Genomic DNA, 18,511 nt, shown 5'->3' with positions numbered 1-18,511 from the left:
CCCGACCCCGACCCCGACCCCCACGCCTACGCCCCCACCCATTGCCACGGAACCGGAACCGGAACCCCTAGAGCCTATCCCAGACCCCCACGGTTCTGACCAGGGCAATCCTGAGGGCTAAGGGGCAGCGGGTTGGAAAAAAGTCTTAGATTCTACCGTTCAGCAGAGAGGTTTGGGTGATAATCAAACTTTGTCTGCTCAGGAACCTCTATTTTCTCTCATGACGCAACTGACCCCGAACCCTAGCTTTAGTCTCACGATTCAGGTCGAACTCGCGAACCAACCCGGCCGACTGGCGGCAGTGACCAATGCGATCGCCACCATTGGGGGCAATATTGGCCACATTCATCTTGTTGACCAAAACCGTACCCGTTCGATTCGGGAGTTTGTCGTCGATGCCTCTAGCACTGATCATGCCGATCAGATTGTGGCGGCGATTAAGGCCTTGGATGAAATTACCGTTTTAAAGGTGTTTGATCGCACCTTCGACCTCCATCGCGGCGGCAAAATTACGGTGCAAGGGCGGATTAGTTTAACGGATCAATCCAGTCTGGCCATGGCCTATACCCCTGGGGTGGGGCGGATTTGTAAGGCGATCGCCGCTGATCCCCCTCAAGTGTTTGCCCTGACGGTGAAGAGTAATATGGTGGCGATTGTTAGTGATGGGAGTGCTGTTTTAGGGCTGGGGAATTTGGGGCCAGAGGCGGCTTTGCCGGTGATGGAGGGGAAAGCGTTGCTGTTTAAAGAATTTGGGGGCGTGGATGCCTTTCCCATTTGCCTCGCAACGCAGGACACCGAGGAGATTATTCAAACCGTGAAGCATATCGCCCCGGTGTTTGGCGGGATCAATTTGGAAGATATTAGCTCCCCCCGTTGTTTTGAAATTGAAAAACGCCTGCGGGCAGAATTGGATATTCCCGTTTTCCATGATGATCAACATGGCACGGCGATCGTCACCTTAGCGGCCCTCTATAACGCCCTCAAGGTGGTGAAAAAACCTATGGATGAGGTGAAAATTGTTTTCAATGGGGCAGGGGCGGCCGGTGTGGCGGTAGCGCGTTTAATTCGGATGGCGGGGGCAAAAACGCTGTTGATGTGTGATTCGGCGGGGATTTTATCGGGCGATCGCACTGATCTCACCCCAGAAAAAGCCGAGTTTGTCGTAGAGACCCAAGGCACATTAGCCACCGCCCTCGAAGGGGCTGATGTGTTTGTGGGCTTAAGTGTGCCGGGAGTCCTCACGCCGGAAATGGTCAAGGCGATGAACCCCGACCCGATTATCTTTGCAATGGCCAACCCCATCCCCGAAATCCAACCGGAATTGGTGCGGGACATGGTGGCGGTGATGGCCACAGGCCGCAGTGACTACCCCAACCAAATTAACAACGTCCTCGCCTTCCCCGGTATTTTCCGAGGGGCCTTAGACTGTCGGGCTAAGGAAATTACGAGCCGGATGTGCTTAGAGGCGGCCAGTGCGATCGCTTCCCTGATTCCCCCCCAGGAGGTGAGCGCGGAACATATTATTCCCTCAGTGTTTGATGATCGGGTGGCGATCGCTGTAGCCGCAGCGGTGACGAAAGCGGCGCGGGAGGATGGCGTGAGCCGGGAATAATGGTAGGGGCGTTGGCGTAAGCCTGCCGGAGGCACAAAAACCTTTCGCCCTAAAACCTTTCACCCAATGGTAGGGGCGAAAGGTTTAATTTTTGCGCCCCTACACCCATCCATTCGTTACTCTTGCCTCATCTCGCGACAGGGGCGAAAGGAACGACGATGCAAGGGGGTTAGACCGAATCGGGCCAAGGCTTCCCGGTGTTGGGCTGTACCATAGCCCTTATGGGCGGCAAAACCATAGCCGGGATAATGGCGATCTAAACGCATACAAAGGGTATCGCGCCAAACTTTGGCGATAATACTGGCGGCGGCGATCGCCACCTCCTGCTGATCCCCCTTAATCAACGCCGTTTGCGGAATCTCCAAATCTGGCAACAGATCCCGGCCATCCACAAAACAATGATCGGGGCGAGGGTGGAGGCGATCAATGGCCCTTGCCATTGCCCCCAAGGAAGCTTGGCGGATATTGCAGCGGTCAATGGTGCGAGGGGTGGCGTAGGCAATTTGCACATCGAGGGCCAGGGTGGGGATGAGGGGGGCAAGGTGCGATCGCCCCTGGGGCGACAACTGCTTACTATCCCGCACCCCCAACACCCGTAACTGTTCCCCCTGGGCCGGCGTGATCAGCACCGCTGCCGCCACTACCGGCCCCCACCAAGCCCCCCGCCCCACCTCATCCACCCCAGCAATCCGGTGGGATTGAGACGACATTAGGAAATCTGGGCCGAAGACCGACGACGACGGCGACGATTAGCCGTGACATCAGAAATTTCTGGCTCAATGATCTTTTTCTGAGGTTTCGGCGTGACCACCTCTGGCTCAGGCTTTGCCGGCTCCGGATTCGCTAACACCAACTTTGGTTCCGGTGGCATTTCCGGTAGGGGTTCGGGTTCAGCCTTTGGGGTCTGCTCGCTGCTGACCGTTTTGATGGGTACGCTATCGCGAATCGGCACGCTATCGCGAATCGGCACGCTATCGCGAATCGGCACGCTATCACGAATCGGCACGCTATCGCGAATCGGGTTAGATGTTGACACGGGTGTAAACCGCACTTCCACCTTCTCCACCTTCTCCACATCATCCACTGGGACATCCGTCACCGAAACCAACACCGATTTAGGATCTTTGACCTCCCGCTCAACCCGCACCAAAGGCGAGATCCCCATCAGAGCATAAAGCTCCTGTTCCAAGGGAGTCATCGGCACTGTGATTTTTTCCATCGGCGTATGCTCACGGCGCGATACTCGCCGAGAACCCGGCGGTGTGCTCTCACTGGCCCGGAGATTTTCACGACTCTCCGGCTCAGGGGATGTCCTCAGTTTGTCTGTGCGTTGTCCGCTAATCCGCGATAGGGTCCCCATCACCTCCGGCTCCTCCTTCAGGGGCGATCGCTCCGCCGTCACAGCCACATTGGGTTCTTTCTCCAACTCCCCATTACGGCCACTGAGGCGAGGTTTGTGTTTACTGGTGGTGTTCAGGCTGGTTTCATTTTCACCGAGGCGACGGCGACGGCGACGACGGTTATTGTTGCCGCCGGGGTCTTGGTAGCTGGGATGGTTGATCAGATCCAGGGGCGTTTCTTCCGGCTCAAAACTAACCTCCGGCTCTTCCTCCTTCCGTTCTAAAATGCGTGGGGTTTTGCTTACCGTGGTGGGGGTGGCGGAAACCGTCGGGGTGAGGCGTTCGAGGGGGCTGTTATCGGCTTCCCCCGGTAGGCGGGCTAAATGGCCCAAGCCACCACAGTGGGGGCATTCTTCCCCAAACAGTTCATAGAGGTTTTGCCCCTGACGTTTACGGGTCAACTCCACTAAGCCCAGTTCCGAGAGTTGGGCAATTTGGGGACGGGCTTTGTCAGCGGCCAGGCATTTGGTGAAATGCTCCAACAGGGCCAACTGATCCCGGCGGGAATCCATATCAATGAAGTCCACCACAATCACACCGGCCACATTGCGCAGGCGCATCTGGCGGGCAATTTCCGTGGCGGCTTCGTAGTTCGTCCAGAGCACCGTTTCCCGTGAAGTGGCAGAACGGGTAAAGGAGCCGGAGTTGACATCAATCACCGTTAGGGCTTCGGTGGGTTCGATGATGATGTACCCCCCAGAAGGCAGATCGACACGGGGCTTGAGGGCTTCGCGGATCGCGGCGTTGACGCGGAAATAGTCCAAAATGGGGAGGCGATCGCGATGATGGTCAATTAAAACCCCTTCGGGGGACTTGCCTCCACTCCAATTCATCAAATGCTGTTTAACCCGCTTCACTGCCGAAGCCGAATCCACAACAATCCGGTTCACATCCGCCGTGTAGATATCCCGCAGCACCCGCTGGATAAAATCATCATCGCGGTTAAGCAACATCGGCGGCCGGGCAGAGTTGGCCTGAAGTTGGATCGATTCCCACTGCTTGAGCAGGTAATCTAAATCTTCAATGATCGCATCTTCATCTTTGCCCTCGGCTTCCGTGCGGACTAAAATCCCCATCCCCGCCGGTTTAATCAGCACCGCCAAGGCCCGCAACCGACTCCGTTCCGCTTCACTTTCGATGCGGCGGGACAAATTCACCCCTCGGCCGTAGGGGATAAGGACGAGAAAACGGCCCGGCAGGCTGATATTGCCTGTTAAACGGGGGCCTTTATTCCCCGTTGGCTCCTTCATCACCTGAACGAGAACCTTCTGCTGGGGGGCCAATAGTTCGGTAATGGCCGCTGCACTCCGTCGCAGGCGCAACGGCCCCAAATCGGTAACGTGCATAAAGCCGTTCCGTTCACTATCGCCAATATTGACGAAGGCCGCGTCAATGCCCGGTAAGACATTTTCCACCGTCCCGACATAGATATCGCTAACCTGTTGGGTTCCGGTGGACACCACCAATTCTTGAATTTGATCTTCGCTAAAAACAGCCGCTATTTGATGTTGTTCGGCAATAATAATCTGCTTAGGCATGCAAGCTCCTCGAAACGTTTAATGCTGCTCGCGGAATCTGGCAGACATCGGCTCTGAGCCGGCTTTCAGAATCTAACGAGGATGAGCGAGAGAAAAAAATGGGATTTTTTGGGAAAATATCCCCGGAAAAATCACAGCGGGGGCAAAATGAACCAAATAACCAAGTAAGATCACGAATCCCATGGAGATAATCACCAAATTTCCTCAAGGGGCGTTGAATTGTTCAGAGAGAACAACGCGGGTTTGAAAAAATGCGTTCGGCAATGGGGGAGGAAATCAATGCTGATTCAATCCAGAGAATCGTGTCCGGGAATATTTAGCAAAGCCAAAACACAACCATTAAACCCGTGAATCGGGTTGGCCATAATCCTAAAAACTCAACAGAATCTTGATGGTTTCTCCAAGGTCAACATGGATGGTGAAAATTTTCGCAATATCCCAGTCGCTGGCGACTCGCGCCCAAAGCGATGTTGAGAGAATCACAAGGTTTGTTCACGTTTCAAGGATCAGGAAGACCAGTGGATGGTTTCGTGCTCACATTCCCTGGCAACGGCCACAACGGGCTGGGAATGGGAACTTGCTGCAACACATTGCCAATGATGGCAGGGTTGGGTTGAACAGGCCTGGGCTGAAACGGAGCAGCGTCGCGGTGTTCAACAGCAAGCCCTAGATTCACCCAGGGTTGAACGGCTTTACCCAAGCCGCTTTCCCAAAAATTGACAACTGGGAGTAGTTTCAGGTGAGACCGAGCCTGTGCTCTTGACTGTCTGGAAAGCTTGCTGGTTTTGCGTCGTCCTTAACCTCTGGATAACCCGGAATTATTCAGGGGGCTTGGACGCACGTTCACGATCGCATTATAGACTATCCCTTTGGCTTTTGTTCAGATTTGCTGGGGTTACTTTGGCGGAGGGTGGTGATGGTGTGGCGGAGGTGGGCGATCGCCTCCTCTATTTCTGCTTCCGTCGTGCCTCGGCCTAAGCCCAACCTTAGGGAGGCAGCGGCTTCGGCGGGATTGCGCCCCAAGGCCTGCAAGACATGGGAGGGGCGGGGGGGATGGCTGGAGCAGGCGGAGCCGGAGGAAAGGGCGATGTGGGGTTGCAGTTCGTTCAAAAGGGTTGGGCCATCAACTCCCTCGATGGTGATGTTGAGGTTCCCCGCTAGGCGGTGGTGGGGGTGGCCGTTGAGGGTGATCCCCCCTAGGGGTTGGAGTTGGGCGTAGAGGCGATCGCGCCAGGCCGCCAACCGTTGCGCTTCTGGGGTTAATCGTTCCATGCCTAAAATCACCGCTGCCCCAAACCCGACAATTTGCGGCGTGTAGAGGGTTCCCGATCGCATTCCCCCTTCCTGGCCGCCGCCGTGGAGTTGGGGGGCAAGGTTAACTCTAGGGTTCCGTTTTCGGACATAAAGCGCCCCAATTCCTTTCGGGCCGTAGAGTTTATGGGCGGTGAGGGACATTAAATCAATCTGCATCGCTTCCACATCCAGGGGAATTTTGCCGAGGGCCTGGGCCGCGTCGGTGTGGAAGATTACGCCCCGCTGATGGCAGAGTTTGCCAATTGCTGCCAAGGGCTGAACCACGCCAATTTCATTGTTGGCGGCCATGATCGAGACGAGGATCGTATCGGGGCGAATGGCAGCGGCGAGATCCTCTAAATTGATCAAGCCGTCCTCCTGTACCGACAAGTAGGTGATCCTAAAGCCGAGGGATGCCAGATAGGCGCAGGGGTCGAGAATGGCGCGGTGTTCGGTTTGAACGGTGATGATGTGGCGGCCTTTCTCCATGTAGGCTTCCGCTATGCCTTTAATGGCGAGGTTATTGGCCTCCGTTGCGCCGCTGGTGAAAATGATCGATTCCGGGGGGGCATTGATGGCCTCCCCAATCTGTCGCCGCGCTTTCTCCACGGCTGCCTCCGCCTCCCATCCGTAGGCATGGCCCCCACTGGCGGGATTGCCAAAGGCTTCTGTGAAGTAGGGCAACATGGTCGCTAAAACCTGCGGATCAACGGGGGTAGTGGCGTGGTGGTCAAGGTAAATGGGGCGGTGGGCCATGGGAAAAGGGGGCGCAATTCCCTCCCATTGTAGTAACGGGGCGAAAATCTCCCCTAGGGAAAGGCTATATTAAGAAAAGTTAATAATCGCTTCTTGAACAACTTTTCTCTAACCCAAACACCCATGACCCATTCCGATAATCCCCTCCTGATCGGCCAGGGCATCCCCCCCTTCAACGCCATCACCCCCGATCATGTCGTCCCCGCCGTTACCCAACTCCTCAGCGAACTGGAAACCGCCCAAAGGGAATTAGAAACCACCGTCACCCCCACCTGGGCGGGACTCGTGGAACCCTTAACCGCCCTAGAGGAACGGTTAGGCTGGACATGGGGGGCGATCGGTCATCTCATGGGGGTGAAAAATAGCCCCGAATTGCGGGCCGCCTATGAAGCCGTTGAGCCGAAACTGGTGCAATTTAGTAGTCAACTCAGCCAAAGCCAACCCCTTTACCAAGCCTTTAAGGCCCTGCGGGAAGGGACGGATTGGGACGGATTAGCCCCTGGCCAACAGCGGATCGTTGAAGCTGCCTTGCGGGATGCGGAACTGGCGGGCGTGGGCCTGACGGGCGAACCCAAGGAACGGTTTAACGCCATTGATTTAGAACTGGCGGAACTCTCCACCCGTTTTTCTAACCATGTCCTTGATGCCACGAAAGCCTTTCAACTTAAACTGACCCAACCCGATGAAGTAGCCGGTTTACCCGCCAGTTGGCTCAGTCTTGCCGCCCAAACCGCCCGCCAAAAGGGGGATGCAACGGCTACCCCCGAAGCGGGCCCTTGGGTGGTGACGTTGGATTTTCCCAGTTTTGGGCCGTTTTTAAAATATGGCGATCGCCCCCAGCTGCGGGAAACCGTCTATCGTGCCTATATCACCCGTGCCGCCAGTGGGGAATGGGATAATAACCCCCTAATCGAGCGGATTCTCGCCCTGCGATTAGAAAAAGCCCAGATTTTAGGCTTTAACAGTTTTGCCGAATTAAGTCTGGCCCGGAAGATGGCCCCCTCAGTGGCGGCGGTGGAAAGTTTACTGGAGGAACTCCGCCAAGTCAGTTACCCCGCTGCCCAACGGGAATTTCAAGAACTCCAAGCCTTTGCCCAAACCTCCAATCTGCAACCCTGGGATATTGCCTATTGGTCAGAAAAACAACGGCAGCAAAAATTCGACCTCGATAGTGAGGCCCTGCGCCCCTATTTTGCGTTGCCGGAGGTGTTGAAGGGGTTACTTAATTTGGCGGAACGGATTTTTAAAGTGGCGATCGCCCCCGCTGACGGTCAAGCACCCATCTGGCATCCCGATGTTCGCTATTTTGAAGTACGCGATCACGCCGGGTCTCCCATGGCCTATTTTTACCTTGACCCCTACAGCCGCCCAGCGGAAAAACGGGGCGGGGCCTGGATGGATGACTGTGTAGGCCGGGCCAAAATCGGCGGCAAAACCCGCCTACCCGTCGCCTATCTGGTCTGTAACCAAATGCCCCCCGTCGATGATCAGCCCAGTTTGATGAGCTTTGACGAAGTGACGACGCTGTTCCATGAGTTCGGCCATGGATTGCAGCATATGCTCACCCAAGTAGACTATGCCGGAGCCGCAGGGATTCGCAATGTGGAATGGGATGCGGTGGAACTGCCCAGCCAATTTATGGAAAATTGGTGTTATGACCGCGCCACCCTCTTTGCCATGGCCCACCATTATCAAACCGGCGCACCCTTACCGGAAGCCGAATATCAAAAACTCCTCGCCGCCCGCACCTATCAAAGCGGCATGGGAATGTTGCGGCAACTCCATTTCAGCCTCGTCGATTTAGCCCTCCATCACCGCTATCAACCGGGAGGAACAGAAACCCCTCAAGATCTGCGTTGGAGCCTTGTCCCGACCACAACGGTGATCCCACCCCTACCGGAGGATAGTTTCCTCTGTGCTTTCGGCCATATCTTTTCTGGCGGTTATGCAGCGGGCTACTACAGCTATAAATGGGCCGAAGTGTTAAGTGCCGATGCCTTTGCCGCCTTTGAGGAGGTGGGGTTAGAGAATGAGGCAGCGGTGCAAGCTGTGGGGCAACGGTTCCGGGAAACGGTGCTGGGTTTAGGGGGCAGTGTGCCGCCGATGACGGTGTTTAAGTCCTTCCGAGGGCGGGAACCGCAAACGGAGGCATTGTTACGCCATACGGGGCTGTTGTCCTGATGCTTTAAATTGAGGCTAGAGTTGATGTTGGAAACTTGTCGCCTGGGGATCTTGAGCCTCCCCAGGCGGTAGCATCTCCCCGACTCTGACGCAATGCCTGGATCCCTTAGTGGGCTTCAAAATCGAGGGCAGCGGAGTTCATGCAGTACCGTTGGCCGGTGGGTTTGGGGCCATCGTTAAACACATGACCCAAATGCGCCCCACAACCGGCACAGAGCACCTCTGTCCGCACCATAAACAGGGTGCGATCGCTCTCTTCCGTAACATGATCCGGGGCAATGGGGGCAAAAAAGCTGGGCCAACCTGTGCCAGAATCAAACTTTGTGTCTGAATCAAACAGTTCTGTCCCACAACAGACACATTTATAGATCCCTTTGCCTTTGTGGTCGTGGTATTTGCCGGTAAACGCCCGCTCCGTCCCTTTTTTGCGCGTCACCTTAAATTGCTCCGGCGTGAGTTGCGCCTTCCACTCTTGCTCAGTTTTTTCAACTTTATTCAACATATTCTCCTCAATTGCGTTGCCCTGAAAGGATTAGGGTTGCTTGGCCCTATTGTAGCGATTCTCCCCACCAGCAAGACTAACCCCCACTCCCTACTTCCTACTTCCCACTTCCCACTTCCCACTCCCCACTTCCCACTTCCCACTCCCTACTTCCCACTCCCTACCATTCCCCCATCTGCCGCACCTTCTGCACCGTTTGCGGCAAAACCCCCACCAGAGCAGCGATCGCCTCATCGGGCAATTTCGCCACAGTTTCCACATTAAACCAGTTTTCAAATTGATTGAGGATTGTTTGTACCCGTTGAACGGGAATCGGGTTTTCCGTCACCTGCTTAAATAACTTCACCCATTGGCGACGCATTAAATAGGCTTTTTGCCGCTGATCCGGGTCAGTGGGGGGCAGTAACGACCAATTCCCCACAGGTAGAATGCTCATCGCATCGGTATCAAAGGGGCCCCCCACCACAGCCCCCGGCCCGGCAAACTCCGCATGATGGGGTTTGTAAATAATCAGGCCATTGCGTCGCCGTTGGTTGACAATCAGCACTCGCTGGGCGCGGAGATCGGCTAAAACTGGGGCGATCATCGCGCTGTCGCGGAGCGCCTCCGAGCCGGTGGCAGAATAACCTTGAATCATGATGCAATGGAGCCGCTCAAGGGGGAAGAGGTTAGGTCGGTGGGGACATCAGGGTTTTATACAATAACAACCGTTGGGATTGCCACAACGGGAAGCCGGAGGCCGGCCAATTCTCCTCGGTATGATAGCCCAAACTTTTGTACAGTTTGCGGGCTGGTCGGTTCCGGTCTAAGACATGGAGATAGATCGCCTGAAACCCCCACTCTAGGGCCTTGGGTTCACAGTTGAGGAGCAATTGCCGCGCCACACCGCGACGACGGTAATCGGGATGGACAGCGAGGTTGGAAATGTAGGGATAGTCCACTTGATAAGCGCCCCAATACAAAGGGCGGACAGCAATTTCCACCGTACCAATCACTAAACCTGTGGTGCCGAGGGTGGCGGTAAAACAATGGTATTGGGGGGTATTCGCCCGCAAACGGGCCCGCAAATCTTCATAGATCCCCAACCGCAAAAAAGGCTGCACCCAGAACATTAACCCCTCAGGGGGATGGAAGCTGTCGGTTAAGACATCCGCTAAAGCTCGCACATCCTGACGTACCGCCGTGCGAATCACCACCGGATGGGCCGGGCGGGCGATCGCATCCGATGGGGGAGAAATCGAAGGAGAATGGGGGGAATAGCAGGAGTCCAAGGGGAATATACCGATGAGGCTGGGGTCGTCCTGTGAGTTTGTCCAGGGGTCAGAGGGATCTGAACCAAGGCGAAGGATTTTACCACACATGAGCCGAGGAAAAGCCAGAAAAAATTCTGGATTTCCCCCGCATTGTAACGGGAAAAATCCCCCACTGGATCGTTAAGACGGGGTTAAAACTGGGGTAACAGGTTGGTAAAGGGTGGTACGTTCCTGGGCGGGGCGGTGGCAGGTGGCGATCGCCCCCCGCAATTCCTCAACGGTTAAACAGGTTCCCCCCTTCGCCCCCGCCATCGTGGTGATATGCTCCTCCATTAATGTGCCGCCGAGATCATTACAACCCCCATCGAGGGCCAGGGTTGCCCCCTCTAGGCCCAACTTCACCCAACTGGGTTGATGGTTGATGATCCAGTTGCCTAAATAGATCCGCGCCACGGCCATAAAGTGCAAGCTTGCCCCTAAATCCGGTTGATCCCGGCCGACGCGATGGCGCAGGGGGGCGGGGGCCTGTTCCCCCACAAAGGGGAGGGCGATAAATTCGGTAATCCGGGCGGGGTAGGTTTGGGCGGTGATTTGCAGTTGGCGGAGTTGATCGAGGTGGGCGATCGCCTCCTCAGGGGTTTCAATATGGCCGCAGAGCATTGTGCTGGTGGTGGGCAACCCCAGGCGGTGGGCGGTGCTGACAATTTCTAACCAGGTGGCGCTATTGAGCTTTTCCGGGCAGATAATGCGGCGGAGGCGATCGCTCAACACCTCCGCCGCCGTCCCCGGCAGCGAACCCACCCCCGCTTTTTGCAATTGCGCCAAAACTTGGGCATAACTCAACCCATCCTGACGGGCGATAAACTCCACCTCTTGAGGGGAAAAGGCATGGAGATGAATCTGGGGAAAGGCCCCTTTAATCGCCCGCACCATCTCGCAGTAATAGGCCAGGCTCGATCCATTCACCTGCGCCGCTGGATTTAGCCCCCCCTGCATACAAATTTCCGTCGCCCCCCGGGCCACTCCATCCGCCACCTTCGCCACCATCGTCTCCAGCGTTAGCCAATAGGCCCCCGGTTGATCGGCATCGCGACGAAAGGCACAGAAGCTACAATGTTGCTCGCAGATATTGGTAAAGTTGAGATTGCGATTGACCACATAGGTAACGGTATCCCCCGCTTGACGTTGACGGAGGCGATTAGCAACGGTGCGAATTGCCGCAAGCTCCTGCGGTGCTTGCGCTTGGAGCAGAGCAACCCCAGCATCAGGGCTGAGATCTTCCCCCGCTAAGGCTTGGCTGAGAATGGTATCAAGGGGAACAGTGATCATAGTTTCGCGATCGCCTATTGCAGTATACAAGCACTGAAGATTATGGAAAGGGGTTTATTGTGGTTGCCGCTGTTGGCAGGGTTTATCGGCCTGGCTTGGGCCGGTTGGCATGAATGGCGCAAGGTCGAGGCCTATCAACGGTGGGCCGAAGGATTTGATCAATCTAAATATGACATTTATGCGGTTTTGGGGCAAAAGGAAGACCGGATCACCTGGGGCAAGCCAACCCGCCAAGGGGTGATCAATCCGGAAAGCATTTCCCTACGGGAGTTAGTTGGGATTACCTTGCAAGTGGGGGATGATAACGTTGATCGCCCCGTGGATTGGGACAATCCCCCCACCAAAGGAAAACCCTACCTCATCCTTAAGCCCCAAGGCGATCGCCCCCCCATGGCCATCCCCTTCACAGAAATCCCCCTCGCCGCCCAATGGGGCAAATATCTAGAGCGGCTCAGAGTTTCTCTCCACTGAGGATAAACATCGGGTTGACGGCAGCAAAGGTTTGATGAATGCCCCGGGTTTCGAGGCGATTCACCGCCGATTGGATCACCTCAATATTGCGGGCTTGGAGTGTGGATAGTCCTTCGGAAATACCGTAGAGATTTTCCAAATTATTCACCGTCGCCACCAATCGCCCCCCCGGTTGTAGGGCTTCCCAAGCGGCGTAGAGAATATCCTTGAGGGGCCGCCCCCCCTCTAGGCAAATGTGGGTGGGGCGGGGCATCAGGTCGGTGAGGCAATCGGGGGCGTTGCCCTCGATAACTTGAACATTGGCGACTTGAAAGCGATCGCAATTGCGGCGGATTAATTTCGCCACATCTTCATCCCGTTCAATGGCCAGGATTGTGCTTTTGGGGGCCAATAAACCCATTTCCACGGGAATTGTCCCGGTTCCTGCCCCAATATCCCAGAGTATTGATTCCGCCTCCATCCGTAACGCCGACAGGATCAAGACGCGCACCTCCCGCTGACTGAGGGGGATGCCGGGCAGTTGCTCAAACTGAGCATCAGGAATACCGGGGGTTACATACTGCCACATGGGGGATGGGGATTCTTGGGGTTAAAGCACAACTTGGGCGGATTCTGAGTCAGGATCGCTACCGTCTTGAGCCTACCACGCCCTAGCCGGTGCGGGGGATGCGTTCAATTTGGGCATAGCCGCTGAAATTGAGGGTTTCCCCCTCGGTTTCGAGGCGGTTGAGCCGCAGCGTCACGCCGTCAAGGTCGAAGCGATCGAGATCCACCATTTCGTTAAAGATATCCACGAGGATACCCATGAGAATTTTGGCGAGATCATGACAATCGGCGGGAATATCTGCCGCGATAAATTCTGGGTCGTCATAGGTGATCCGCCGCCGTTTGGCCAGGCCCAAGGCACAACTAAAACTGATGGGAATGGCGCGGTTGGGGAAGTTGGCCAAGGCTTGGAGCTTCACGCGGTTGGCGGGTAACAGTTGGAGTTTGATCGCTGTAAATGAGACTGGCTCCCCCCCGGAGAGGTTGGTGAGCCGTTCATCGGTGAGGTTTTCGAGGCGTTGGCGCACCAATTGAGCCGAGAAGGCGGTATTGATATCGGATTCGGTGAGCTTGATCAGGGCGATCGCCTGGGTGGGTTGGCGCAGGGAAATCTTCCCCTGAAGCACCGAGGCAAAATCAAGGGCCACCGCATCGGTTTCAAAGCTAATCTCTTCGGTGCGAAAATCCCGACGGATGACAATGCCACGGCCTTGCATTTTGAAGCTGTCGATGCTGCCCTGGAGTAACTTACTGGGGGGTTGGCAACGCACTTTGACTTCAACGCTGTCGCTACGGGTGAATAGGTGGCGCAGAGTATTGCTGGCAACGCTATTGATGAGGTCTTCTCCCCAGTCTGAGGTTGGATTGGAGTTCGAGCCGGTAAAGCTACCAAACATAAAACAAAGGTCCGCGCTGCTCACAAGGTTGGTTACAAATCTTTACTATACTTCCCTATTTGTAACAGAATTTGAAGGGTTCAGCCAGAGACTGCTGTACCCCTCAGAAGCCAGAAACGCTGTAAGCTATACACCATCAGCGTTGCAAGAATGTCAGGTAATACTGCGCTCCAGAGCCGAAAGGTTCGGAATAATCAACAAATCGTGATCCCGGCGGATCAGGTTTTTCTTTTCCAGCTTTGTGAGTACCCGCGTCACCGTCTCCCGGGCCAAACCGCTCAGGCTGCTTAACTCCCGATGGGGCAGGTTGGGAATCGCTAACCCCTCGGTGCTTTCCTGGCCCTGACCTTCAGCGAGAAACAGGATCGTATCCGCCACGCGGGAGACACTATCGGCTTCCCGCAGCCGTAGCCGTCGATTCACCTGGCGTAACCGTGTCGCCATTAATTGGGCTAACCGCACCCCCGCTAAGGGTTCAGAATGGATCAGATCCACAAAATCTTGGGCGGGAACACTGCTGATGGTGGTGGAGGTAAGGGTGATCACATCGGTGGAGCGTGGCACTTCTTCCAATGCGGCCATTTCCCCAAACAGTTCCCCCTTGCCGATAATATTCAATGTCACTTCCTTGCCATCCAGGTTGTAGGTGCGAATTTTCACCCAACCATCGACGATGAAATAAACAGATCCACCCCAATCATTTTCTAAAAGGATGACTTGGTTGGAGGGGTGAGTCCGGGTGACAACGTGGCAGGTGGCTTTATCGAGAGCATCGGAGGGCAGTCCTGCGAAGAAAGGCACCGTTTTAATCAATTTGGTGATATCAGCATCTTGTTCGCGGGAGGGAAATCGATCATCCATGGGGCAAAGACAAGGAGTCTGAAGGGGGAACAGCAAAGGCGGAGGATAGCCACACGGGATGGAGTTGGGGCCATCGCCATGGATTGGGGAATTTTGTCCCTAGAGTTTTGCTACAAGTTAACCGTAATAGTATGAGGAAAGGGTAGCATGGAAGGCGACCCGTTGCACTGACGGAATTATAGGGGTTGACCGTGACCATTTCCCAAGTTCAGATCCACGCACTCATTGCTGAAATTGACGATCTGCTGATTGCCACGGAGGCCAGCACGATCAGCACGGGGGAGATGGCCCTAGCCCAGCGGGATTTATTAGAAAAAATTCGTTGGATCTTGGGGGATTGGGGCCGCACCGTGGAGGCTACGCCCTTGGCGAATCCCTCCCTTGCCCCTGAGGAACAGAATACGGCCCAGGCCATTGCCCAATCGGTGATGGCGCAGTTGAATCTGGAGCGATCGCAATGGCTCCAGCCCCTCCAGTTAGAACTGGAAACCCTGCGCCAACAGCGGGAATCCCTTCTGGGGGAAATTCGTCATCTGGAAACCCAGCAACGACAACTGACCACCAATTTTCTCAACGCTCTCCTCAATCGCTGTAGTGAGGGTCTGCGTCAGGAATTGGGCCAAACCCTAGAGCGGATTCAGATGCAGGCCCTTTCTCCCTTGGCGGGTCATGTCCCCCCAAGCCAACAGTGGGATTGGTTGGAACAGTTGCGATCGCTCCAAGCCCAATCCGACCAACTCCTCCGCAGCCTTGATAGTACATTCCACCATGTCTTTACCAGTCTGGAGCAAGACCTCCATGGCTATCACAAGTCCCTCACTGAAGGCATTGCCTCCCTCCATACCCTTGGGCAATATTCCGAAACACTGATCACCCAGCAACCCCTGCCGGCCCTGCCCCAGCCCTTGCAATTAGATCCCACGGTGCAGCTTGATCCCCTGTTGGTTCCGGTGGTGACTGAGCCGCCCCAGCCTCCCCGCGCCCAGGTGGTGTCCCCTCCCCCTGAACCCGCCCCGCCGGATGAGGCTTGGGAATTGTGGGATGAATACCTGTTCAATTCCGATGCCTTTGCCAACCCCATGGATTCCCCTATGGTGCTGACGGTTTCTGAGCAAGAGCTTGCGCCCCCGCCGATCCCCGTCGATCCCCTTGGGGTTGCCCCGGATTTTAATCATGCCTTGTTTGATGGCTTAGAGGATCCAGCGGCGCTCCCGGTGGCTGAGTCGGTAACGATCGCGCCCAACCTACCGGAAATTGAAATTTCCATCGAAACGCTGCTGTTTGCTGATTACCGGATTGAGGATGAAGAATTGCTGTCAGCAACTCCCGCTGCTGAGGGGGTTACTCCGCAAACAGCAGAGGTTCCTACCCTTGCGGAAACCATGGCGGTGTTGGCTAATCTTTTGGATCAGGTTTCTAATCAGGCAGAAACGGCCCTGCCCTTGGAGGAGGAAGATCTCGCAGACAGTATTACCCCAGGGGAAACGCTGCTGGCCACGGCGGAGGTGGAGGCCCATAATCACGAAGATTTAGAAGAAGCCCTTTCCCCTGCTCAACTTCAGCAACTCAGCGAGGATTTAGCACGGTTTGAAACAGCGGAACCGCTGCCCCAGACCTGGGGATCGATGCCACCCGATGCCCCACCGGAAGAGGGGCAAGATCCGCCAACGGCGGCAACGTTGCCTGATTCTCACTTCCCACTTCCCGCAAGCCCTGCATCCTCCGAAACCATTGATGATTTAGGGATTGATGCGATCGCCTCCCTCAATGATCTGTTTGGGGACAATGACGAACCGGCAACTTTTATGGAACCGGAGCCAGCAGCGGATCAGCCCCTTCCTGAACCGCAACCTGAACCCATTCCGGATCCTTCCTTACCCATCCTTAGTGAGCCTGTCAGGGTAGAACTTGAACCTGAACCTGAACCTGAACCGCAACTCCTGGCCAGTGATCCCCCCGTGGTGCGCTTGACCAGTCCGATTCCTACCGAACCGGCTCCAACGATTCCCCCCCAAGATGTTTTAACCAGTTTAGATGGACTGCTATGGGAGGAAGAAACGCCCGTAGAAACAGCGGTGGGGGTGGTGGACTTCTGGCAAAACCAAAGGAACAATGGCCAAGCCCCTGCCATTTCGTCGCCGCAGGAGCATGAATAATACAGCGTCGTGGTATTTGGGGTTGGAATTGGGGAGTCAGGGGTTAGCGGCGGCCCTGTGGCAATGGGGAACGGTACACCCTCATCGGTTCCGTTGGCATCAGGATGGCGGTGAGTTGGAGTCTTCTGGGGGCGATGGGAATGCGATCCGCGATCGCATTCCCATGGTGATCCAATTTACGGGCCATAGCGATCAACGGGGCAACTCCCGTCAGCCGACCCATCGCCTCCAGATCACCGTTGGCGATGCGGCTCGCCAGGATACCCCTAGCCCCAATTGCCTCCGGGTTGAGCAGTTCCACACCTATCTCCACCGCGCCATCCCCTGCTATAGCCGTCAGCAGAAGCAATGGCTACCCCAAATCTCTGGCCCAGGGGGAAAACCGATTCCCCTCCATTGGTTTCAGCGGGGGTTACAGCTATTGCTGGGGCAACTGTTGCGCCAACCGGGGCCGATGGTCGTTGGAGATTTAACACCCCAGACCTTAGCCACAGCCCTGCAAAACCTCGCTGGGGTCATCCTCCCCCACCCCACCCCCTGGGAAGAAGCCTATCGGTTTAATCTGCGCGAAGCGGTGTTAGGGGCGAAGTTAGTTGCTAATCCAGAGCAAATTTTTCTGATTCCTAACCCCACCGCCCTCGCCCTTGCCCATCCCCCCACCCAGCCCACCCTTTATCTGGTGAGCAATGAAGCCAGCACCGATCTGGCGATCGCCCTCCCCGATGGGCAAATCTTCCACCAATCCCACCCCTACGGCCGGGCCGCCTTCCACGCCGATATTTTTTACCAACTGCTCTATCCCCAATGGTTGCCGGAGCAGGATTTTCTCAATGCGATCGCCTGGGATTTCCCCTGGCCCGGCAACCCTGATCGCCGTCGTCGGGAAGCCGCCGCCGTCGCCCTCACCCGTCATCCCATGGGGGAAATGGTCTTAACCATTGCTGCCCGTGTGGCCCAAATCCTCCACCATCAACCCACGTTTACCACCCAATTGGGGGCCCAAACCTGGGGCATTAGTCGTGAGGGCATTCAAGAGAAAATTCTCCGGGCTTGGTTTGAGTCCTTTAATAGCGTGTTGAATGATCTGCTCAGTGTGGCGGGGGTGACGACCACAGACATTGAGACAATTTATTGGCAGGGGGATTTTCTCCACAGTGCTTTAACGGAGTTAACCCAACAGTTAAGTTGGAAATTGCCCCATGCCCAATTCCAAGGGGTGGATACGCCCTTAGCGATGGGGGCGGCCCAATTACCCCAACGGCCGAATTGGGGGGAACGGGCAGAACATCAATACAGTGATTTTTTCCTAGTGGCGGAACTGTTACGGATCGCCCCCTCCGGGGATGTGACGCTGGATTCCCTCTGTGGCGCGTTGCAACGGCGGGGGGTGAATGCGAAGGTTTGCCGCGACCCTCAGCGGGCCTATGGTTTGACAACGATGTTGCAAGGGCAATTGCCGCCAGGCCTGATTCCTGATCGGGAAGATCCTTGGATTCTCCCCCAGGGGGCGGCGGCCTATCGCGCCCTAACGGCTACTCCTTTATTTACCCCCAACGACAACGGCACGGCTTACCGATTCAACCACCGCCAAGCCCAACGCCTTGAGCAATACCTCAATCTCTGTTTAGCCACCACTCACCAAACGTTGCAGGAACCTCTCAGTTTCAACCTCTGCCCTCAGGTTTTAAACTGGGGGGAGTTCCTCACCGATTGAATT

At 55.7% G+C, this 18,511-nt stretch carries 15 protein-coding genes; 5 read left to right on the top strand and 10 right to left on the bottom strand.

The features are described 5' to 3' along the window. Positions 1-220 precede the first annotated feature (220 nt). The gene (locus VB712_RS12670; RefSeq protein ID WP_323255221.1) at positions 221-1,612 is read left to right on the top strand and encodes an NAD-dependent malic enzyme; all 1,392 of its coding nucleotides are present in this window, start codon (positions 221-223) and stop codon (positions 1,610-1,612) included. A 116-nt stretch (positions 1,613-1,728) separates the two neighbouring features. On the opposite strand, the gene VB712_RS12665 is transcribed toward VB712_RS12670, so the two are convergent. From VB712_RS12665 to VB712_RS12655, 3 genes are all read right to left on the bottom strand, one after another. Beyond that, positions 1,729-2,322: a ribonuclease HII gene (locus tag VB712_RS12665; RefSeq protein WP_323255219.1), complete on the bottom strand. Its 594-nt coding sequence runs from the start codon at positions 2,320-2,322 to the stop codon at positions 1,729-1,731. Then, complete coding sequence (locus tag VB712_RS12660) at positions 2,322-4,550, bottom strand: Rne/Rng family ribonuclease (protein ID WP_323255217.1); 2,229 nt, start codon at positions 4,548-4,550, stop codon at positions 2,322-2,324. Before VB712_RS12660 ends, VB712_RS12665 begins: the two co-directional genes overlap by 1 nt. A gap of 861 nt (positions 4,551-5,411) precedes the next feature. Further along, the gene (locus tag VB712_RS12655) at positions 5,412-6,599 is read right to left on the bottom strand and encodes an IscS subfamily cysteine desulfurase (RefSeq protein WP_323255215.1); all 1,188 of its coding nucleotides are present in this window, start codon (positions 6,597-6,599) and stop codon (positions 5,412-5,414) included. 123 nt (positions 6,600-6,722) lie between these two features. Here VB712_RS12655 and VB712_RS12650 point away from each other — a divergent pair, with 123 nt between their 5' ends. Further along, on the top strand, positions 6,723-8,780 hold the full coding sequence (locus tag VB712_RS12650) for a M3 family metallopeptidase (protein WP_323255213.1): 2,058 nt from the start codon (positions 6,723-6,725) through the stop codon (positions 8,778-8,780). 106 nt (positions 8,781-8,886) lie between these two features. Here VB712_RS12650 and msrB read toward each other — a convergent pair whose 3' ends face one another. The 4 genes from msrB to cofH all read right to left on the bottom strand — a co-directional run bounded on the left by msrB (position 8,887) and on the right by cofH (position 11,864). Beyond that, positions 8,887-9,282 (bottom strand): peptide-methionine (R)-S-oxide reductase MsrB, encoded by a 396-nt coding sequence (msrB, locus tag VB712_RS12645; RefSeq protein WP_323255211.1) that lies wholly within the window; start codon positions 9,280-9,282, stop codon positions 8,887-8,889. 160 nt (positions 9,283-9,442) lie between these two features. Beyond that, the gene (locus VB712_RS12640; protein WP_416236337.1) at positions 9,443-9,868 is read right to left on the bottom strand and encodes a hypothetical protein; all 426 of its coding nucleotides are present in this window, start codon (positions 9,866-9,868) and stop codon (positions 9,443-9,445) included. Positions 9,869-9,950: 82 nt separating this feature from the next. Beyond that, complete coding sequence (locus VB712_RS12635) at positions 9,951-10,643, bottom strand: GNAT family N-acetyltransferase (RefSeq protein WP_323255207.1); 693 nt, start codon at positions 10,641-10,643, stop codon at positions 9,951-9,953. A 72-nt stretch (positions 10,644-10,715) separates the two neighbouring features. Beyond that, positions 10,716-11,864 carry a 7,8-didemethyl-8-hydroxy-5-deazariboflavin synthase subunit CofH gene (gene cofH, locus VB712_RS12630; RefSeq protein ID WP_323255205.1) on the bottom strand — a complete coding sequence of 383 codons (1,149 nt, stop codon included), beginning with the start codon at positions 11,862-11,864 and terminating at the stop codon, positions 10,716-10,718. 42 nt (positions 11,865-11,906) lie between these two features. On the opposite strand from cofH, the gene VB712_RS12625 reads away from it, so the two are divergent. Beyond that, positions 11,907-12,335 carry a hypothetical protein gene (locus VB712_RS12625; protein WP_323255203.1) on the top strand — a complete coding sequence of 143 codons (429 nt, stop codon included), beginning with the start codon at positions 11,907-11,909 and terminating at the stop codon, positions 12,333-12,335. Here VB712_RS12625 and cbiT read toward each other — a convergent pair. The 3 genes from cbiT to VB712_RS12610 all read right to left on the bottom strand — a co-directional run bounded on the left by cbiT (position 12,316) and on the right by VB712_RS12610 (position 14,638). Further along, on the bottom strand, positions 12,316-12,903 hold the full coding sequence (gene cbiT / locus VB712_RS12620; RefSeq protein ID WP_323255201.1) for a precorrin-6Y C5,15-methyltransferase subunit CbiT: 588 nt from the start codon (positions 12,901-12,903) through the stop codon (positions 12,316-12,318). The two genes, VB712_RS12625 and cbiT, sit on opposite strands and share 20 nt — an antisense overlap. Positions 12,904-12,985: 82 nt before the next feature. Further along, the gene (locus VB712_RS12615; RefSeq protein WP_323255198.1) at positions 12,986-13,777 is read right to left on the bottom strand and encodes a DUF2993 domain-containing protein; all 792 of its coding nucleotides are present in this window, start codon (positions 13,775-13,777) and stop codon (positions 12,986-12,988) included. Between the two features lie 153 nt (positions 13,778-13,930). After that, positions 13,931-14,638, bottom strand: a complete 708-nt coding sequence (locus VB712_RS12610) for a Crp/Fnr family transcriptional regulator (protein ID WP_323255196.1) — start codon at positions 14,636-14,638, stop codon at positions 13,931-13,933. Positions 14,639-14,829: 191 nt separating this feature from the next. Between VB712_RS12610 and VB712_RS12605 the strand changes: the two genes are divergently transcribed. Together VB712_RS12605 and VB712_RS12600 are read left to right on the top strand one after the other, a co-directional pair. Continuing rightward, the gene (locus VB712_RS12605; RefSeq protein WP_323255194.1) at positions 14,830-16,794 is read left to right on the top strand and encodes a hypothetical protein; all 1,965 of its coding nucleotides are present in this window, start codon (positions 14,830-14,832) and stop codon (positions 16,792-16,794) included. Next, positions 16,787-18,508: a hypothetical protein gene (locus VB712_RS12600; protein ID WP_323255192.1), complete on the top strand. Its 1,722-nt coding sequence runs from the start codon at positions 16,787-16,789 to the stop codon at positions 18,506-18,508. Before VB712_RS12605 ends, VB712_RS12600 begins: the two co-directional genes overlap by 8 nt. The last annotated feature ends 3 nt before the right edge of the window (positions 18,509-18,511 follow it).

The organism is Spirulina sp. CCNP1310, from assembly GCF_034932185.1.
Taxonomy (GTDB): Bacteria; Cyanobacteriota; Cyanobacteriia; order Cyanobacteriales; family Spirulinaceae; genus Spirulina.
Note: the sequence above shows the minus strand (reverse complement) of the source record. Positions and strands in the feature narration are given on the sequence as shown.

Excerpts from the sequence above, each read along its gene's own strand:
- VB712_RS12660 (WP_323255217.1), bottom strand. The coding sequence starts at position 4,550 with ATGCCTAAGCAGATTATTATTGCCGAACAACATCAAATAGCGGCTGTT.
- VB712_RS12625 (WP_323255203.1), top strand. The coding sequence starts at position 11,907 with ATGGAAAGGGGTTTATTGTGGTTGCCGCTGTTGGCAGGGTTTATCGGC.
- VB712_RS12610 (WP_323255196.1), bottom strand. The coding sequence starts at position 14,638 with ATGGATGATCGATTTCCCTCCCGCGAACAAGATGCTGATATCACCAAA.
- VB712_RS12640 (WP_416236337.1), bottom strand. The coding sequence starts at position 9,868 with ATGATCGCCCCAGTTTTAGCCGATCTCCGCGCCCAGCGAGTGCTGATT.
- VB712_RS12670 (WP_323255221.1), top strand. The coding sequence starts at position 221 with ATGACGCAACTGACCCCGAACCCTAGCTTTAGTCTCACGATTCAGGTC.
- cbiT (WP_323255201.1), bottom strand. The coding sequence starts at position 12,903 with ATGTGGCAGTATGTAACCCCCGGTATTCCTGATGCTCAGTTTGAGCAA.
- VB712_RS12650 (WP_323255213.1), top strand. The coding sequence starts at position 6,723 with ATGACCCATTCCGATAATCCCCTCCTGATCGGCCAGGGCATCCCCCCC.
- VB712_RS12655 (WP_323255215.1), bottom strand. The coding sequence starts at position 6,599 with ATGGCCCACCGCCCCATTTACCTTGACCACCACGCCACTACCCCCGTT.
- VB712_RS12600 (WP_323255192.1), top strand. The coding sequence starts at position 16,787 with ATGAATAATACAGCGTCGTGGTATTTGGGGTTGGAATTGGGGAGTCAG.
- cofH (WP_323255205.1), bottom strand. The coding sequence starts at position 11,864 with ATGATCACTGTTCCCCTTGATACCATTCTCAGCCAAGCCTTAGCGGGG.
- VB712_RS12635 (WP_323255207.1), bottom strand. The coding sequence starts at position 10,643 with ATGTGTGGTAAAATCCTTCGCCTTGGTTCAGATCCCTCTGACCCCTGG.
- msrB (WP_323255211.1), bottom strand. The coding sequence starts at position 9,282 with ATGTTGAATAAAGTTGAAAAAACTGAGCAAGAGTGGAAGGCGCAACTC.
- VB712_RS12615 (WP_323255198.1), bottom strand. The coding sequence starts at position 13,777 with ATGTTTGGTAGCTTTACCGGCTCGAACTCCAATCCAACCTCAGACTGG.
- VB712_RS12665 (WP_323255219.1), bottom strand. The coding sequence starts at position 2,322 with ATGTCGTCTCAATCCCACCGGATTGCTGGGGTGGATGAGGTGGGGCGG.